Here is an 18,199-nt window from a genome sequence, read left to right on the forward strand (position 1 = left end):
CGCGCCGCAGTCCACCAGCCGCCGGGCCGGCATCGGCCAACGGCAAGACATCCAGGCGGCCGCAGCCTTTAGGCCCAACCCCGCTCAGCGGATTGCCGCAGGTGATCCAGCATAATCTCGCGCTGCTTGATGTCCTCTTGCAGCGCCGCGATGGCCGCCTCGTTGCCGGTCGCCTCGACTTTGACCAGTTTCCGCTTCAAGCCGTCAATCAGGGCTTCGAGCTGCTGGGTCATCGAATCGGCTCGGGCTTGGGTCTCTGGGTTGGTCTTGCGCCAGGCGGCTTCCTCGGCCGCGCGGACCTGGTCGGCAACGGCTTTCATCCGGCCTTCGACTCGGTCAATATCCTTTCGCGGCACATGCCCGATGCCGTCCCACTTGTCTTCGAGTTCCCGCAGCTTGGCCTTGGCTTTGGCCAGGTCCTCGACCGGCAGCAGTTTCTCGGCTTCTTCGATGACCTCCAGTTTGGCCTGAAGATTGCCTTCCCTCTCGGCGTCGTTGGCGGCGTGGTGGGCGTCCCTGGCCTGGAAGAACTGGTCCTGGGCGGCCCTGAACCGAGTCCACAGGGCGTCATCCTGTTTGCGGTTGGTGCGCCCGGCGGCCCGCCAGCGGTCCATCAGGTCTCTAAACGCGCGCGAGGTTTCGCCCCATTCGACTGAAGTGGCCAGCTTCTCAGCCTCGGCCACCAGGGCTTCTTTGGCCGCCTTGGCTGTGCCCTGACGCTTGTCTAGCTCGGCGAAAAAGGCCCGGCGCTTGCGGTCAAAGGTGGCCCGGGCGTGGGCGAAGCGTTTCCACAGTTCGTCCTCTACGCCACGGTCAATCCGCGGTCCAGTGCGCTGGGCCTGCTTCCAGTTTTCGAAGGTGTCGCGCAACATTTGGGAGGCTTGTTTCCAGTTGATCTGCTCGGCGTCCTGGTTGGCGACCTGCTCGATCTGCTCCACCATGGCGGTGCGGTCTTGCAGCGCCTTGTCCTTGGCTGCCAGCCGCTCGGCTTCGAGTCGCTGGCGCACTTGGGCGGCGTGGGCTTTGACGTCGCGGTAGGCCTGCTGCAACGCTGCCATGTCGCCCACGGCCGGGGGTTCGGCCAAATTGGTTTTCAAACTGGCCAGCGTGGTGTCGATTTCCTTCTGGGTCAGTTGGTCCATCCGCTGGTCGAACAGCTCGACCTGGGCTAGCAGGTCGAGGTAGCGGCGGGCGTAGAGGGCCAGTGCTTCGGCCGTAGGCACTCCTGGGAACTGGCCTACGGCCCGCTCAGCCTGACCTTCAGTGACAAAGACTGTCCCGTCGGGGTCGACCCGACCCCATTTAGAAGCTTCGGCGATCTGCTCATCGGAGTGGATATGGACCTGCGGCTGCGGTGGCCTGGCGGCCTGGCCTCCGGCCGGGCCCGGCCTGGGGCGAGCCTTGGCCACTGCGGCCGGGGTTGGCACCGGTGGCCGCGGTGCTGGTGCAGCCTCTGGCTCCGCTTTGGCCTCTGGCTCTGGGGCAGCTTCCGGTTCGGGTTGCTGCTTAGGCTCGGACTCGCCTTCAGAAGTGGCCGGCTCTGGTTCAACTGCCGGTTCGGCTACGGCCTCTGGTTCTGGGGCGGCTTCCGGTTCGGGTTGCTGCTTAGGCTCGGACTCGCCTTCAGAAGTGGCCGGCTCTGGTTCAACTGCCGGTTCGGCTACGGCCTCTGGTTTTGGGGCGGCTTCCGGTTCGGGTTGCTGCTCAGGCTCGGACTCGCCTTTAGAGGTGGCTGGCTCTGGTTCAACTGCCGGCTCGGCTGCGGCCTCTGGTTCTGGTGCAGCCGGTGGCTGCTCAGGCTCTGAGGCGGCCTCTGGTTCTGGGGCGGTTACCGGTCCGGGTTGCTGCTCAGGCTCGGACTCGCCTTCAGAGGTGGCTGGCTCTGGTTCAACTGCCGGTTCGGCAACGGCCTCTGGTTCAGTGGCAGTCTCTGGCTCTGGTTTGACTGCCGGTTCGGCTGCGGCCTCTGGTTCTGGGGCGGCTTCCGGTTCGGGTTGCTGCTCAGGCTCGGACTCGGCTTCAGAGGTGGCTGGCTCTGGTTCAACTGCCGGTTCGGGTTGCTGCTGTGCCTCGGACTCGGGGTTTGAGGTGGTTGGCTTTGGTTCTGATGGGGTGGGGACTGTTGAGGCCTCACCCGGTTCTTGGGCCGTGGGGGCCTTTGGATCTTGTTCGCTCACTGGACATCAATTCCCTGAATGATCATGGGTCTGTTGGGCCGCCCGTCAGTGGACTGGTCCTCAGTGCCGGCCAGGACAATGTTATCGATTACATCCATACCTTCGGTGACTGTTCCGAAGACGGTATAGCCGGGAGGCGGCAGACTCGAATCCTCATAGACAATGAAGAACTGGGCCCCCATTGAGTCTTCTGCTTGGCCTCGAGCCATGGCCAGAACAGCCCGGCCGTAGACGCCGTCAGCTGGCACGTTTTCGAGCGGTCCAAATTCGTAGCCAGGTCCGTCGGTTCCATCGCCGCTGCGCGAACCGCATTGGAGCACAAAAATGCCTTTGGTGGTCAGCCGGTGACAGGCAACGCCGGTGTAGTAGCCGGACTCGATCAAAGTGACGAAGTTGGCCACCGCCTGCGGGGCGGCCGCACCGTCAAGATCAAACGAAAATGCGCCGTAGTCAGTGTCGGCGATGCCTTGCCAAGTCCGGTCTTCTGCGATTGCCGGATCGGGCACTTGGCCGTCGGTCGGCTGCATTGGTTCGAGGACTTCGGGAGTTGGGAACGGGTCTTCGGTCGACAGGGCATCGTCCGTCGGCGCGGCAGTCGGCTCGGCCTCATAGGTGGGACGATCCCAACTCTGAGCCCAGGTCACGAGCCCGGCAACGCCACCGATCCCGAGGGCAGCGGCCACAACGCCGGCAATAATCTGGTTGCGCTTGGATTTGGCTTGTTTGGCTCTGATTCTGTCTTGGTAGGCGAGGGCGCGCCGTCGTTCGCGCTCGCGCTGTACATTCCGCTTGGCCACGGGACTCTCCTGGGTGTTGGGACACTAGGAGGGAAGTTTAGTAGCTGGCGGTCAATTGGCTAAACCCCGGCTTGCTTCGGTGCGAATGAGTGGCACGTTCACCAGGTCGGATCCGAAACGGTGTCACAGTTCCCAGGTACGTCAAGACAAAACCGCAGGTCGGTTTTCCGGGGGGACCTGGCCAGCGTGACAATAATCGAGAAACAATCTGGCCGGCACTGGGACTCACTGTCAAAGACGGTTAGTCAGCTGGACACTAGAGTTCTTGGTGTGCCGGAACTACCCGAGGTCGAAACAGTTCGCCGAGGCCTGGACCAGCTGGTGGTGGGGCGCCGCATCGGTGGCTTCGAGGTGCTAGAAGCCAAGACCTTCAGGATCGAGCCGCCACTGACAACAGAACGAGGCCTAGTGGGGGCCACGGTTCTGGCCGCGCGGCGGCGTGGCAAGGTTCTGGTTCTGGACTTAAGTGGCCAGGTCAGCCTGGTTGGCCACCTCAAGATGACCGGCCAAATGGTGGTAGTTGGGCCAAAACAAGCAGACCAATCTGGCCAAAGATGGGGGGCGGGCCATCCGACTGACTCGCTGATTGGCCAAATGCCAGATAGATCGACCAGATTGATCATCACCTTTGACGACGGCACCAAGCTCTACTTCAACGACCAGCGGAAATTCGGTTGGCTCCACCTCATGCCAACTAACCAAGTCGAAGCGCTGGACCTGATCGCCAAGATGGGACCAGAACCACTTGAGGGTGAGCCATGGCCGGAATTTGCCAGCCGCGCCAGGCGCCACAAGTCCACCACCGTCAAAGCCGTGCTGCTAAACCAAGAGGTGGTGGCCGGCATCGGCAATATCTATGCCGACGAGGCCTGCTGGATCGCCAGGGTTCACCCAGCCACCCCGGTCCAACGCCTCTCCGACCGCAAGCTAAAGGCGCTGCTGGAAGGCGCTATCGCCTCGATGCAGCAGTCGCTGGAGCTAGGTGGGTCAACCGACCGTAACTACGTCGATGCCCAGGGCCGGCGCGGCTCCTACCTGGCCTTCGCCAAGGTTTTCCGCAAGGATGGCCAGCCCTGTGAACGCTGTGGCGCCACCTTGGCCAAGACCAGGGTGGCCGGTCGCGGTACCCACTTTTGTCCGCGCTGCCAACGACTGCCCAAGTAGCGGCGTCGGCTGGCTCTCCAAGTCGCCGCCCGGCCAACGCCCGCCGGCTGAACCCAGGCTCGCCGGTCACATCTTGGACAACCCGTTCCATTAGGCGAGATTTCCCCTAATATGGGCCAGCGAGTCTGAACCAGACTCGGCAAACCGGCTTCTTAACAAGCGAGGTAATGACGTGAATAAGACTTCCCGCTCCCTATCCGCAGTGGCAATCGCCCTAACCGCTGGCTTGGCCTTGGCCGCCTGCGGTTCCGGCTCTGATGACTCAAAAGACGGCGCTAAGGGCGCCGATGACGGCAAAACCTACAAAATTGGCATCACCAAATTTGTCGCTCACCCGTCGCTTGACGCCGTTGAGGAAGGCTTCAAAGCCGCCCTCGAGGCGAAGGGCGTCAAAGTCGATGTCACCCCAGATGACGCCCAAGCCGAAATCGCCAACACCACCACTATTGCCAGCAAATTCGCTGGTAGTGACCTGGATTTGATCCTGGCGATTGCGACTCCCTCGGCCCAGGCCATGGTCAACCAGATTCCCGACACCCCGATCCTGTTCGCGGCCGTGACCGACCCGGTAGGGGCGGGCCTGGTGCCCAGTTGGGAGCCCAGCGGCACCAACGTCTCTGGCACATCCGACCTCAACCCCGAAGGCAAGCCAGCCCATTTGGTCCAAGAGGTTCTGCCGGACACTAAGACCATCGGCTTTGTCTACTCCCTCGGTGAGCAGAACTCAGTGGTCCAGTTGAAGGACCTGCAGGCCGAGGCCGAGGAACTGGGTATGACGGTCAAAGAGGCCGGCATCACCAACGCCTCGGAATTGGGCACCGCCGTTCAGACCCTCAAGGGTGTCGATGTCATCTACGTTGGCACCGATAACACCGTGGTTGACGCTCTGGTAACAGTGGTCGACTTTGCCATCGCCAACCAGGTGCCGCTGTTTGTGGCGGACAAAGCCTCGGCTGAAAAGGGCGGCGCCGTCGCCCGCGGCATCGACTATTACGAAATGGGCCTGCGCACCGGTGAAATGGCCTACCAGATTCTGGTCGAAGGCGTTGACGTGGGCACGCTGGCCCCGCTGCAGGTTGTCGACACCGAGATTGTCATCAACCCGACCTCCGCCGAGGCGCAAGGCCTGGTGATTCCACCTGCCATTGCCGATGCCGCCACCGTGGTGGAGACCAAGCAATAGGGCCCTTTCAATAGCGCCCGGGAAGGCCCGGGCCGGGTCCACCGCTCAAAAGACTAGTAATATGCGTCCCGCCGGTCATGACCGGTCCTGGCCCCGCGCGGTGCCAGGCCGGATCAGGCCGGCGGCGCTATGTCCGTTTCAAGTCAACCTAGCTAACCGCCGGAAGGAAGCCAGCCGTGCTTAACGTGGTGGCCCAGGGCCTGATCTTTGGCCTGGTGGCGCTCGGCGTCTTCTTGACCTACAAGGTCCTGGCTTTTGCCGACCTGACGGTTGATGGCTCGTTCACCTGCGGTGCGGCTACTGCGGCTATGGCGATTTACGTCCTCGACCTGCCGCCATTGCTAGCCACGGGCATGGGGGTGGTAGCCGGGGCCTTGGCCGGCCTGCTAACTGGCCTGTTGCACACCGGCCTGAAAATCGATCCGCTGCTGGCCTCGATCCTGGTCATGATTGGGTTGTATTCAATCAACCTGCGCATCATGGGCAGTCCCAACATCCAGCTAAACCTGCGTGAGGGCGAGCGCGTCACCACCCTGTTCAGCTACTTCAAAAACAACCAGCTCTGGGACTCTTGGCAGCTGGTCGCTGTCACCGCAGTGGTGGCCCTGGTTTTGAAGTTCTTTGTCGACTGGTATTTGGCCACCGACTTTGGCCTGACAGTCCAGGCCACAGGTGACAACGCGACGATGGCCTCGGCTCAGGGTGTGTCAACCAACGCCACCAAAATCATCACATTGATGGTGTCAAATGGCTTAGTCGGCTTGGGCGGCGGGTTGTATGCCCAGTTCAACGGTTCGGCTGACGCCCAAATGGGTGTAGGCATGATTCTGGTAGGCCTGGCCAGTGTCATTATTGGCAGCGCCGTTTTCCCCAGCCGCCGGGTGGTCTGGGCCACCTTGGGTGTGGTGGTTGGCTCCGTGCTCTACCGCCTGGTCATCTACTGGGCCCTGCTACTGCCGGGTTTCAGGGCCCAGGACATGAAGGTGATTAGTGCCGTTCTGGTGGTTCTCGCCCTGATTTTCTCCCAGAACAAGGCTTTGAGATCATCGTTTGCCAAACTGTCGCCGCACCGGCAGCGGGCCAAGCGTGCCCAGTCCGATGCCGGCTCCCGTCCCACGCAGGAGGTCGGTGCCTGATGTTGGACTTGCGTGGGGTGTCAAAAACGTTCTTCCCCGGGACGGCCAACGAGCGCCGGGCTTTGCGGGACATCAGCTTGCATCTAGATGAAGGTGATTTCGTCACCATCATCGGTTCGAATGGGGCTGGCAAGTCGACACTGCTCAACGTCATTTCCGGCACCCTGAGGTGCGACCCGCCCGGGTTGAGCCGGCCCGGCGCTCTAGGTGGAACCGTCACGATTGACGGCCGCGATGTCTCCAAGCAGCCTGAGCACCGCCGGGCGGCTTTGATCAGCCGAGTTTTCCAGGATCCGGCGGCCGGCACATCACCGCACCTAACGATCGAACAGAATATGGCCATTGCGCTGACCCGGGGCCACCCGCGGCGACTGGGGCGTGGGGTCACGGCCAAACGGCGGGCCCGCTTCAGCCAGGAGCTGGAGGTTTTGGGCCTTGGTCTAGAAAACCGCTTGCGCACCAGGGTGGGTATGCTGTCCGGCGGACAGCGCCAGGCGCTGTCGCTGCTGATGGCTTCCTTCACCCATCCGTCAATCCTCTTGCTGGATGAGCACACCGCTGCCCTTGACCCCCAGCGGGCTGAATTGGTCACCCAGCTGACCATCAAAGTGGTGGCCGAGGCCAAGCTAACCGCTCTGATGGTGACCCACAATATGGCCCAAGCTTTGCGCGTGGGTAACCGGCTGCTGATGATGCATGAAGGCGAAATCATCCTGCAGCTGGACGCTTCTCAGAAGAAGCGCACTACGGTGGCTGACCTAATGGAGCGTTTCGTCGCGGTCAAAGGCCAAATGGCTGACCGGACTCTGCTGTCCTAACCAGCCGTTACACCGCGAGGTCGAGCTTTTGCAGAGCAGGTAGTCTGGACGGGTCGGAGCCAGGCACCCCGGTGGCCTTTGACCGATTTACCGCCAGCTAGGAGCCAAATGTGAATCAGCCAACTGTGGCCCAAGCCGTTAGCGTGCTCGAAGAACTCTTTCCGCCCCGGTTGGCGGAAAGCTGGGACCGGGTTGGGCTGGTTTGCGGCGACCCCAAGGCCCCGGTGACCAAGATCGCCCTCGCGGTTGACCCGACTCTGCGGGCGACGACACAAGCCATCGAATGGGGCGCTGATCTGCTAGTAGTGCACCACCCGCTGTTGCTCCGGCCGGTCAGCTCGGTGGCGGCAGTCAGTTTTAAGGGCGCCATTGTGCATCGCCTGATCCAGGCCGGCTGCGCCCTGTACACGGCGCATACCAATGCCGATGCGGCCATCGGCGGAGTGGCAGACGCTTTTGCGGAGCTGATTGGCTTAACTGAGGTCGCGCCCTTGGTGCCAGATGAAGCTGAAGCCAGGGCCGGCATCGGGCGAATTGGCCGCCTGCCCGCCAAGGTGAGCCTGCAGCAACTAGGGCAGATGCTGGCCCAGGCGCTGCCCGCAACGCATCACGGGGTGCGGCTGGCCGGGCCGCCGGATGACCAAGTGAGCCTGGTGGCGGTGGTTGGCGGCGCCGGTGATTCGCTGTTTGACCAGGTGCGCGAGTCAGGCGCGGAGGCCTACATCACGGCTGATCTAAGGCACCACCCGGCGCTGGAGGCACGCCAGGCAGCCGAATTCGCCGGTGGCGGCAAGCCCTATCTGGTTGACGTGTCCCACGCCGCCAGTGAGTGGGCCTGGTTGGAGGCGGCCGGGCGAGCCTTAGCCACCCAGTTGTCCGGCCAGGGCGCTAGGGTGGAAACCTGGGTCAATCCCGAGGTGGCTGACCCGTGGACCATGCGAATTGGAGGCGATCAGCTGTGAAGGCAGCCGCGGCCTTGCAGGGGCGATTGTTAGTGGTGCAAGGCCACGACACCGCCCTGCGGCAATTGGACCACAAACTCCAGACCATGCCGGCCAAAGCTGAGCTGGCATCGAGCCAGGTGGCGGTAGTCGAGGCGGCCGAGGCCGTGGCCGGGGCCAAGGTCCGGGTCAGCGACATTCAGCGCGAGCTGACCGCCGTAGAAGACGAGGTCACCAAAGTTGAACAGCGCCGCCGGCGAGACACTGATCGACTCGAATCCGGCGGCGGCACCTCACGCGAGATTCAGGCCCTAGTGGCAGAGGTCGAAGCCCTAGAACGGCGCCGTGACGTGCTGGAAGAGGCCCAGCTTGAGGTCATGGAACGGCTGGAAGAGGCCGGCATTGCCTTGGGCCAGCTTGAACAGGCCCTGGCGCAAAACCAGGCCAAGGTGGCAGAGCTGATAGAGGTGGTAGCGGCCGAATCAGCCCAAATCGAGGCCGAACAGGCCGAACAGCGCACTGCCCGGGACCAGGCCGCTCTCGGCCTGGGTGAGGACCTGATGGCCTTGTATGAACGGCTGCGTGAACGTCAAAACGGAGTTGGCGCGGCCGCCCTGATCCAGCGACGCTGCGACGGCTGCCGGCTCGAGGTGACCCCGGCACATCTGGCGGAGATCCGCGCCGCGGCCGAGGACGATGTGGTGCGTTGTGAGGAGTGCGGTCGAATTCTGGTCAGGGGCGAGGACAGCGGCCAGTGAGCCGCGAGCTAATTATCGAGGCCGATGGCGGGTCGCGCGGCAATCCTGGGCCAGCTGGGTTTGGCGCCTTGGTCCGCGACGGGAAAACTGGCGCTGTGCTGTGTGAAGAGGCCGGCTTCATAGGACACGCCACCAACAATGTGGCCGAATACCGCGGACTGATTGCCGGCATCGAGGCGGCCCGGCAAATCGACGCCACGGCCCGCCTCGACATCCGGCTGGACTCGAAGCTGCTGGTCAACCAGATGTCGGGGCAATGGAAGCTGAAGTCACCGGAATTGAAGGTGTTGGCAAAAGAGGCCAAGGCGGCGCTGGGGGAAGCCGAGGCCAGTTTCCGCTGGGTGCCGCGGGAGGACAACACCAGAGCAGACGCGCTGGCCAACGAGGCGATGGACAGGGAGTCGGGTTTGTCCCATGTCACCGGCGCCGGGTTAGTTGAGCCGACCCAGGCCACAGACGGCAATTCGCTATTCGAATCGCATCAGGCAGACGCTTTGCCCCTGCCTGAACTAAGGCAACCGGAAAGCGCCCCTTTTGAGCCGACTGTCGTAATGGGCGACTTTTCAGCCGACGTTGGGGATTTGGCAAGCGGGGTGCGTCTAGCCCAAATGACTACATCGGGCACCCAGAGGCGGTTGGGCACACCGGGTGAACCAACTACGGTGATTCTGGTACGTCATGGCATGACTGAGGTGACAGCTTCGGACGCCTTTGCCGGGGCAGCTATCCCGGGAGCCAGCTTGTCCCAAGAAGGCCGGGCCCAGGCGGCGGCCGCGGCCGAAGAACTCAAACGGATGCTGGCGGTGCCCTGGGTGTTTGTGCCCAGGCCAACGGTGGCTTTCACCTCGCCCACGGCGCGGACAGTCGAGACGGCGCAACTGGTGGCCCCGGCCATTGGGCTTGAGGCCAAACAGGATCGAACCTGGATTGAAGAAGACTTTGGCCAATGGGATTCGCTCACCAAAGTCCAAACCAATCAGCGCTGGCCTAATGGCCTGGACCAGTGGTACCAGGATCCCGAATACGCACCGCCGGGTGGTGAATCCAGGGCCCAGGTGGGCCGCCGGATCTGGCAGGCACTCAACCAACTGGTGGCTAATCATCCTGGTCAAAGCGTCCTATTGGTGACGCATGGCATGGCGATCCGGGCGGCGCTGGGCGCGGCGCTGGGCGCGCCGCCGGCGGCCTGGTTTGCCTTCAGAGTGGCGCCAGCCTCGATCACGGTGCTGCGTTTGTGGCCAGGTGGCCTCAGCGAGGTTGTTTGCACCAACCGGACCGTGGCGGCCAACTGAAGACGTGACCGTGGCTGGCGGCAGGTAGGCTTGGCTGCGCGGATGAGTCGGCCGGACGGCCGCGGCCGCGGGCTAGGCGCGAACCTACCGGCGGTCGAGGAAAGTCCGGGCTCCCAAGAGCAAGGTGGTGGGTAACGCCCACCCGGGGTGACCCGCGGGACAGTGCCACAGAAAACAGACCGCCGCCAGCCGGGCGCTAGACCCGGCCAGCGGTAAGGGTGAAACGGTGGTGTAAGAGACCACCAGCACCCACGGCGACGTGGGTGGCTAGGTAAACCCCACCTGGAGCAAGGCCAGACAGGAAGCGCCCTAGGGCTGCTCGCCCAAGCTTCCGGGTAGGCCGCATGAGGCCGGTGGCAACACCGGTCCTAGATGGATGGCCGTCCACGACAGAACCCGGCTTACAGGCCGGCTCATCCGCCCAACCGGCTGGCTGTGCGCCCAAGGTACGGTCTGGTGAAGTAGACCAGCCAGCCAGGGGCGGCTAGAAGGCCCCGGCGGCCAAAGCCGCCGCACCGGCAATGCCAGCGGCGTTGCGTAACTGTGCCGGAATAATTGGCACCCTCAGCTCCAATAGCGGCAGGAACTTGGCGTGGTGGCGCGAAACACCACCGCCCACCACAAACAGATCAGGGTGCAACAGCCGGTCAATCTCGCGGAAGTATCGCTGGAGGCGTTTGGCCCAACGCGCGTAGTCCAGATTGTCGCGGTCCTTGGCTGAAGAAGCCGCCCAAGTCTCAGCATCGCGACCTTTGATAATGATGTGGCCCAGCTCGGAGTTGGGCCACAGCCTCCCACCGACCACCAAGGCGGTGCCTATGCCGGTGCCTAAAGTCATCACGGCCACCGTGCCGGGGTGGTCTTTGGCAGCACCGTATTTGACTTCGGCGAAACCGGCTGCGTCGGCGTCGTTGACCACGGTGACCTGGCGCCCGGTGCTTTTCTTGACGAGCTGGCCCAGGTCAGCCCCGACCCAGGACTGATCCAAATTGGCCACCGAGGGGATTATGCCGCCAAAAATCGGAGCCGGAAAGGCCAGGCCAATGGGGATATCGGCGGGCAAATCGAAATGGTCGAACAACTCCCCAATCACCGCCACAACGGCCTGCGGCGTGGACGGTTTGGGGGTCAGGATCTTGTAGCGGGCGTCCGCCAGGGCGCCGGTCGTCAAGTCGACCGGTGCGCCTTTGATGCCACTGCCGCCAATGTCAATGCCAAAGGCCACACCGTCAACGCTGCTCACACTTGCTCCCTTTGGTGCCAACTGAGTCCAAACCGAATCATTCCATATCAGGCTAGGCCCGCCACACGTGATGTGACCGGGTCAGCTAGCCGTCGCGGCCGGCCTCGAACTGGGTGATCAGGTCGATGCGATGGCCGTGACGGGCCTCGCCGCTGAACGGTTCCGCTACAAAGGCGTCGACCAGCGCCAAAGCCTCATCAATGGTGTGTTCACGCGCCCCAAGGCCCATGACGTTGGCGTCATTGTGTTGGCGGGCCAGGCGGGCGGTGCGCTCCGACCAGACCAAGGCCGCCCTGATGCCGGCGACCTTGTTGGCCGCGATTTGCTCGCCGTTGCCGGAGCCGCCAATGACCACGCCCAAAGAACCGGGCTCGGCCACCACCGCCCTGGCTGCCTCGATGCAGAATGGCGGGTAGTCATCGGCTGGGTCAAAGGCGAAGGCGCCGTGGTCAACCGGTTCGTGCCCGGCGGCCTTGAGATGGTCCTTGACCGCCTGGGCCAATTCGAAACCGGCGTGATCGCTGGCCACATGAATCCGCATGGCAGCCATTGTGCCAGGCAAAGGCACCGGCTGGACGGCTGTTGGCCGGGTGGCGCCTGATCGGTGCCTTGACGCCAAAGCCCATTGGGCCATTGCTAACCAACCCCACCCAAACGCGCCGCAAAGTCAACGGCGAGGGCCGGCATCGGAGGCTGAACGGCAGGCGGCCAAGGCGATGCCGCTCATCGGCGTAGGGTTGGCTCATGTCAGTTTCTGGAATCGACCTGAGCTATGTCAAAGCCTCGGTCCGCCCGCAAGACGACTTGTTTGAACACATCAACGGCCAGTGGTTGGACAGCTTTGACATCCCGCCGGACCGCGGCTGGGATGGCATCTTCCGCGAGCTGCGCGACCAATCCGAGCTTGACGTGCGGCGGATCGTCGAGGAGCTGGCAGCCGGCGAACTGCCAGACGGCGCCGATCCCCACACCGCCCAACTGGTGGCCGCGATCTACACCGCCTTCATGGACACCGAGCGGATCGAGTCTGCGGGCCTGGCCCCGCTATTGCCAGACCTCCAAGCGGTCGAGGCGGCCCCAAATGTCGATGCCTTGGCCCAGGTGATGGGCCAATTGGGGCGGGGCGGCGTGGGCGAAGCCATCGCCACTTGGGTCGATACCGATCCGGACAACCCGAACCGCTATGTCATCAACTTGGCCCAGTCTGGCTTGGGACTGCCGGATGAGGCCTACTACCGCGACACCCAGTACGAGCCGGTCTGCCAGGCCTACCGCCAGCATTTGGCCCGTTTGTTTGGGCTGGTCCAGACCGGTTTGTCCGATGCCGGCCGGCAACTTGGCCTGCTCGCGACGGTTGGCCATGAGGAGGCCTCAGCCAGGATCTACGCCTTGGAAGAACGCTTGGCAGCGGCCCACTGGGACGTGGTCAAAAACCGGGATGCCTCGGCCACCCACAACCCGATGCGCCTAGCTGACCTGGAGGAGTTGGCGCCAGGCTTCCCGTGGCAGGGCTGGACGGCGGCTCTGGGTGGCAGCCGTTCAACCTGGAACGACTTGGTGGTGGCCGAGCCATCCTTCTTCGAAGCCCTGAGCCAAGCCTGGCGCCAGGTCGATTTGGCTGATTGGCAATTGTGGGCTGCCGCTCGGGTGATCTCGGCCCGGGCACCGTTGCTGACCGAGGCGTTGGTTCAGGCCAACTTCGACTTCAATGGCAAGGTCCTTGAAGGCAGCGAGGTCATTAGAGAACGTTGGAAGCGGGGCGTGTCCCTAGTTGAAGGCATCTTGGGCGAGGCCGTGGGCCAGATCTACACCGCCCGCCACTTCCCTGCGGCCAATAAGGCTCGGATGAGTCAACTGGTTGCCAACCTGGTCGAGGCCTATCGCCAGTCCATCAGTTCACTGGACTGGATGGGCCTGGAAACCAAGGCCAAGGCTCTGGCCAAACTTGACGCCTTCACGCCCAAGATTGGCTATCCGGACAAATGGCGTGATTATTCAGCCTTGACCTTGGATCCGGCCGATCTGGTTGGCAACGTCAGGGCGGCCTCGGCTTTTGAGACCGACCGCGAACTGGGCAAAATTGGCCGGCCGGTCGACCGCGACGAATGGTTCATGACGCCGCAAACGGTCAACGCCTACTACAACCCTGGGATGAACGAGATTGTCTTCCCGGCCGCGATATTGCAGCCGCCCTTCTTCAATATGGAGGCCGATGACGCCGCCAACTACGGCGGCATAGGAGCGGTCATTGGACACGAAATTGGCCACGGTTTCGATGACCAGGGTTCGAAATATGACGGTTCCGGGGCCCTGGTTGATTGGTGGACCGAAGATGACAGGGTCGCCTTCGACCAGCGCACCAAGGCGCTGATCGAGCAGTACAACGCCTTTGTGGTGGAACTGCCGGCCGGCCCAATGCATGTCAACGGTGCGTTGACGATCGGTGAGAATATCGGGGACCTCGGTGGACTGGACATTGCCTGGAAGGCTTATCTCCTGGCACTTGACGGGGCCGCCCCACCGAGTATCGACGGCCTGGATGCGGCCAAGCGCTTTTTCTTCGGCTGGGCTGGTTGCTGGCGGGCCAAGATCCGGCCGGAGCTGACCGAGCTGCGCCTATCGACCGATCCGCATTCGCCAGATCGCTTCCGCTGCAACGGTGCCTCGCGCAACTTGGACCTCTTCTACCAGGCCTTCGAGGTGGGTCCAGGAGACGGGATGTATCTTGCGCCCAAGGACCGGGTCTCGATCTGGTGACCGGGGTTTGGGGCGCGCCTGGCGGCTCGCCCCAAACCAGGACAGGGCTTGTTGGCCGCGTTTCCTTTGGTCCGCGCTTCGCGCTGACCACGTCAACACGGGCGGAGCCTGTCTGGCGACAGGCTCCTGGAAAGTGTCTGGCAACACTTCCCAGGAGCGACAACAGGGCTTGTTTGCCGCGTTTCCTTTGGTCAGCGTTTCACGCTGCCCACGTCAACACGGGTCAGATCCAGAGTGCTGGGTCTTCGAGTATGCCCGGGGCAACGCCTTGGCGGACGCGGCGGACCTTTCCAGGTACGCCAACTACGACATCGCCAGGCGCGACATCTTTAACCACCACCGAGTTGGCGCCAATTCGAACGCCGTCCCCGATGTTCAAAGGTCCTAGCACCTTGGCGCCGGCCCCAACAGTGACATGGTTACCCAAAGTGGGATGCCGCTTGCCCTTGACCATAGAGCGGCCACCCAAGGTGACGCCATGGAACAACAACACATCGTCACCCACCTCGGTGGTTTCGCCGATTACCACGCCCATACCGTGGTCAATGAACAACCGGCGGCCCAGGGTGGCGCCCGGGTGGATTTCGACTCCTGTCAGTGCCCTGATTAGCTGGCTGATGAGCCGGGCCGGGAGTTTGAGCTGCGGGCGTTGCCACATCCAATGGGTCAGCCGGTGGGCCCAAAGGGCGTGGACCCCTGGATAACCCAACAGAACCTCGATCTTGGTCCGGGCGGCCGGGTCCAAGCGTTGGGCGGTCGCCAGGTCTTCCCGGATGATCCTGTGGAAGTGGCGCAGGGAGCTGAGCTGTTCGCTCAGGGCCGGTCGGGTCGATTGTGCACTGGTCATGGCTATTCCATCAGGTCGTTGTACAGGACAGTTGAAAGATACCGTTCGCCCAGGTCCGGGATCATCACCACGATGGTCTGACCGGCTGACTCGGGCCGGGCGGCAAGATCGAGCGCGGCGGCCAGGGCGGCGCCAGAGCTGATCCCCACCATCAGGCCTTCTTTGCGCGCGGCTGCCCGGGCCATTGCGATGGCGGTGTCGCCTGGCACGTCGATGACTTCGTCATAAACGCTGGTATCCAGCACTTCTGGCACAAAGTTGGCGCCAATGCCCTGGATTTTGTGCGGGCCGGCCTGGCCGCCTTTCAAAGTTGGGGACTCGGCCGGTTCCACACCGACCACTTTGAGACCGGGTTTGTGCTGTTTGAGAACCTGGCCCACACCGGTGATGGTGCCGCCGGTGCCAACACCGGCCACGAAAACGTCAACCGCACCGTCGGTGTCATCCCAAATCTCTGCCGCCGTGGTCAGGCGGTGGATTTCTGGATTGGCCTGGTTGGAAAACTGGTCGGCCAAGATGGCGCCCGGGGTGCTGGCGGCGATTCGCTCGGCGGCTTCAACCGCGCCGGACATGCCTTCCGCTGCGGGGGTCAAAACCAGTTCGGCACCAAAGGCCCTAAACATGGCGCGGCGCTCAATTGACATTGACTCCGGCATGGTCAAGATGACCCGGTAGCCGCGGACGGCGCCAACAAAGGCCAAGGCAATGCCGGTATTGCCGCTGGTGCCTTCGACAATGGTGCCTCCTGGCCGCAGCGCTCCGGCCCTTTCAGCCGCTTTGACAATGGCCACTCCAACTCGGTCTTTGACCGAATTGGCCGGGTTGTAATACTCGAGTTTGGCCAGCACCTGCGTGCCTGGGGCAGCGGCCTTGGCCAACCGGTTTATGCGGACTAGCGGTGTGCGGCCAACAAGGGCGGCCGCGTCGCTGTAGATTCTTGCCATGAATACACTCCTGACCTGAGAGCTTAGCTAGTTGGGAGGCGCTGGGCTTGGGCCAGGGCAAACTGTCTCGCTCCGGTGCGCGCCACGTCACCGGCTTCCTGGCGCTGGGTGGGCCTGGGTCAACAACAGCCGGTCAGTTGCAGGAGATCGAGCGGCTGGCTACGCATAGCGGCTCTCCTCCCGACCAGTGATCCCGGCCCAAGGCGGCCGGAGCGACAGCCAGAAGCCTACGCAAAGCCCGGGTCAAGGCGCAAACCACCGGTGAGTATCGCCATCGGCGGCCCTAGAAAAGAGTTCAAGCGCCGCCACCGGGCTTACCCAAGGCGGCCAAATGGGCGCCTAATAGGGATTCCTATCACCATTTGCCGGCGTACCGGCCCCAATACCTCTAGGCTGGTACCTGCTCTACCGGTTGGTGTGGTTATGTCAACCGCTTGAAGTGTCCATGTGGTCCGGAATACAAGGAGGGATCCCAGGCGATGGCTAAGCGATACTGGGGTTTCTGGCGTGTGCCGCTAATCGTGGCGGTGGTGGCCCTTGGCGGTGGCACGGCCGCCTGGGCAGTGCTGTCGCCAACCGGTGGCGACGAATTGAGCGGCGCCAGTGGCGTATTGACCGCGGGTTTCCCAGGGCAGATGCCGGCTCCGGCCGACCCAGCAGCGCCCACCGTTCGGCTCCAGCCTGAGGCTTTTGCGCTGGCCGAGGAGCCCGCTGTGGACTGCGACAAGGTCAACTGTGTGGCCCTGACCTTCGATGATGGTCCAGGTGAATACGGTGACGCCTTGCTGGACCTGCTGGCGGAGAAAAACGCCAGGGCCACGTTCTTCTACCTGGGGCCACCGACAATAACCCACGCCGAGATGGTCAACCGGGCGGCTGCCGATGGCCACGCCATTGGCAGTCATGCCGCCAGGCACGTTCAGATGACTGAACAAGGTCCGGCTGGGGCCTGCGAAAACGCGGCCACCGGAGGGCAAGCGATTGAGGCTATCGGGCTGCCAGCGCCCGTCTTGTTGCGGCCGCCCTACGGTGCCATCAACGGCGCGATCGTGGCGGCTTGCCCGCAATGGAGCTTTGTACTGTGGAATGTTGACACCATGGATTGGTCGACCAAGGACGCTGTTCAGATCATGGAGCGCGTTCGCTTGGACACCAAACCCGGGTCGATCATCTTGATGCACGAGACGGTCGAGGCTGAACTTACCGCCGTCCCCTTGGCCATTGACTGGCTGCGCGCCAATGGCTTTGTTCTGGTGACAGTGCCGGAGCTGTTTGGCGGCCAGGCGCCAGCTGGGGAGCGGGTCTATGGTGGCCCGGCACCGACCGTGCCTGAGGTGACGCCGGGCCAGGCGACTGTTCCGGTCATAGCGGGCAGTCGACTTCCTCCTGATACTGGCGAGGTTCCTGCGGCCGCAGGCTAGTGGCCTGCTAATGAACCAACAACCGGCCCGTTGCCTTTTGGGCTGTGTTGTGCCGCCTCTCAGTTGCGGCATATAGGATTACCTAGCCCGTGTTTGGCCGGGCACGCGGGCGTAGCTCAATGGTAGAGTCCTAGCCTTCCAAGCTAGCTACGCGGGTTCGATTCCCGTCGCCCGCTCGCTGTCGCCCGCTCAGTGCGAATTTCGGGTCATTGTTGACTTTGCGTCCTCCAACATTGGCCAGCCTGGCGCCCGGCTCCGGGTCCGGCTGCGTCACGGTGGGTTGGGCCAGATCGACCTGAACGGCCGAGTGACTGGACCAGATCGACCTGAACAGCCGAGTGACTGGACCAGATCGACCTGAACAGCTGAGTGACTGGACCAGATCGACCTGAACAGCCGAGTGACTGGACCAGATCGACCTGAACGGCTGAGTGATTGGGCCAGATCGACCTGAACGGCCCGATGATTGGCCCTTTACGTTTCCCCAGGTGGGCCCAATCCACCTTGATTGGATTGGTCAAGTCGATTCGGGACCATCATCGAGGCGTTCATGTCGATCGGTCAGTGTCACCGAAATGTTCATGTCGATGGCTGACTCGAGTAAACTCGGACGGCCAAGGTTCACTAACCTTCGGGATGTATGACTACATCCCCTCAGATCGCTCACCTTGTCCGTCTCGAGTAAACTCGGACGGCCAAGGTTCACTAACCTTCGGGATGT

15 protein-coding genes, 1 tRNA gene and 1 other RNA gene are annotated in these 18,199 nt (G+C 62.9%); 11 read left to right on the forward strand and 6 right to left on the reverse strand.

Features of this window, described 5'->3' with window-relative positions; translation table 11 throughout:
• Window positions 1-68: 68 nt before the first annotated feature.
• Entirely contained in the window at window positions 69-2,177 is a 2,109-nt protein-coding gene (locus tag FWD29_04645) for a DUF349 domain-containing protein (protein MCL2803224.1), read from the reverse strand.
• Window positions 2,174-2,974 (reverse strand): peptidylprolyl isomerase, encoded by an 801-nt coding sequence (locus FWD29_04650; GenBank protein MCL2803225.1) that lies wholly within the window; start codon window positions 2,972-2,974, stop codon window positions 2,174-2,176. The genes FWD29_04645 and FWD29_04650 overlap by 4 nt, the downstream gene beginning before the upstream one ends.
• Before the next feature lie 186 nt (window positions 2,975-3,160).
• Here FWD29_04650 and mutM point away from each other — a divergent pair, with 186 nt between their 5' ends.
• The 8 genes from mutM (at window position 3,161) to rnpB (ending at window position 10,686) form a co-directional block, all read left to right on the forward strand.
• Window positions 3,161-4,138: a bifunctional DNA-formamidopyrimidine glycosylase/DNA-(apurinic or apyrimidinic site) lyase gene (mutM, locus tag FWD29_04655; protein MCL2803226.1), complete on the forward strand. Its 978-nt coding sequence runs from the start codon at window positions 3,161-3,163 to the stop codon at window positions 4,136-4,138.
• A gap of 172 nt (window positions 4,139-4,310) precedes the next feature.
• The gene (locus tag FWD29_04660; protein MCL2803227.1) at window positions 4,311-5,321 is read left to right on the forward strand and encodes an ABC transporter substrate-binding protein; all 1,011 of its coding nucleotides are present in this window, start codon (window positions 4,311-4,313) and stop codon (window positions 5,319-5,321) included.
• Window positions 5,322-5,497: 176 nt separating this feature from the next.
• Entirely contained in the window at window positions 5,498-6,457 is a 960-nt protein-coding gene (locus FWD29_04665; GenBank protein MCL2803228.1) for an ABC transporter permease, read from the forward strand.
• Window positions 6,457-7,275: an ATP-binding cassette domain-containing protein gene (locus FWD29_04670; GenBank protein MCL2803229.1), complete on the forward strand. Its 819-nt coding sequence runs from the start codon at window positions 6,457-6,459 to the stop codon at window positions 7,273-7,275. The genes FWD29_04665 and FWD29_04670 overlap by 1 nt, the downstream gene beginning before the upstream one ends.
• A gap of 110 nt (window positions 7,276-7,385) precedes the next feature.
• A complete protein-coding gene (locus FWD29_04675) occupies window positions 7,386-8,237 on the forward strand; it encodes a Nif3-like dinuclear metal center hexameric protein (GenBank protein ID MCL2803230.1) in 852 nt (283 codons plus the stop codon).
• Window positions 8,234-8,974, forward strand: coding sequence for a C4-type zinc ribbon domain-containing protein (locus FWD29_04680; protein ID MCL2803231.1), 741 nt, complete (start codon window positions 8,234-8,236; stop codon window positions 8,972-8,974). The genes FWD29_04675 and FWD29_04680 overlap by 4 nt, the downstream gene beginning before the upstream one ends.
• Window positions 8,971-10,266 carry a bifunctional RNase H/acid phosphatase gene (locus FWD29_04685; protein ID MCL2803232.1) on the forward strand — a complete coding sequence of 432 codons (1,296 nt, stop codon included), beginning with the start codon at window positions 8,971-8,973 and terminating at the stop codon, window positions 10,264-10,266. Before FWD29_04680 ends, FWD29_04685 begins: the two co-directional genes overlap by 4 nt.
• Before the next feature lie 43 nt (window positions 10,267-10,309).
• Window positions 10,310-10,686: RNase P RNA component class A (gene rnpB, locus FWD29_04690), an RNA gene on the forward strand.
• A 64-nt stretch (window positions 10,687-10,750) separates the two neighbouring features.
• Here rnpB and FWD29_04695 read toward each other — a convergent pair.
• Both FWD29_04695 and FWD29_04700 read right to left on the reverse strand, forming a co-directional pair.
• Entirely contained in the window at window positions 10,751-11,509 is a 759-nt protein-coding gene (locus FWD29_04695) for an ROK family protein (GenBank protein MCL2803233.1), read from the reverse strand.
• Between the two features lie 85 nt (window positions 11,510-11,594).
• On the reverse strand, window positions 11,595-12,050 hold the full coding sequence (locus FWD29_04700) for a ribose-5-phosphate isomerase (protein MCL2803234.1): 456 nt from the start codon (window positions 12,048-12,050) through the stop codon (window positions 11,595-11,597).
• 203 nt (window positions 12,051-12,253) lie between these two features.
• Between FWD29_04700 and FWD29_04705 the strand changes: the two genes are divergently transcribed.
• Window positions 12,254-14,266 (forward strand): peptidase M13, encoded by a 2,013-nt coding sequence (locus FWD29_04705; GenBank protein MCL2803235.1) that lies wholly within the window; start codon window positions 12,254-12,256, stop codon window positions 14,264-14,266.
• A gap of 223 nt (window positions 14,267-14,489) precedes the next feature.
• Here FWD29_04705 and cysE read toward each other — a convergent pair whose 3' ends face one another.
• Window positions 14,490-15,113, reverse strand: coding sequence for a serine O-acetyltransferase (cysE, locus tag FWD29_04710; protein ID MCL2803236.1), 624 nt, complete (start codon window positions 15,111-15,113; stop codon window positions 14,490-14,492).
• 2 nt (window positions 15,114-15,115) lie between these two features.
• A complete protein-coding gene (gene cysK, locus FWD29_04715) occupies window positions 15,116-16,057 on the reverse strand; it encodes a cysteine synthase A (GenBank protein MCL2803237.1) in 942 nt (313 codons plus the stop codon).
• 479 nt (window positions 16,058-16,536) lie between these two features.
• Between cysK and FWD29_04720 the strand changes: the two genes are divergently transcribed.
• Both FWD29_04720 and FWD29_04725 read left to right on the forward strand, forming a co-directional pair.
• Window positions 16,537-17,478 carry a polysaccharide deacetylase family protein gene (locus FWD29_04720; protein ID MCL2803238.1) on the forward strand — a complete coding sequence of 314 codons (942 nt, stop codon included), beginning with the start codon at window positions 16,537-16,539 and terminating at the stop codon, window positions 17,476-17,478.
• Window positions 17,479-17,583: 105 nt separating this feature from the next.
• Window positions 17,584-17,654: transfer RNA gene (locus FWD29_04725), tRNA-Gly, on the forward strand.
• The last annotated feature ends 545 nt before the right edge of the window (window positions 17,655-18,199 follow it).

It is taken from the genome of Micrococcales bacterium (assembly GCA_009784895.1).
Classification (GTDB): domain Bacteria; phylum Actinomycetota; class Actinomycetes; order Actinomycetales; family WQXJ01; genus WQXJ01.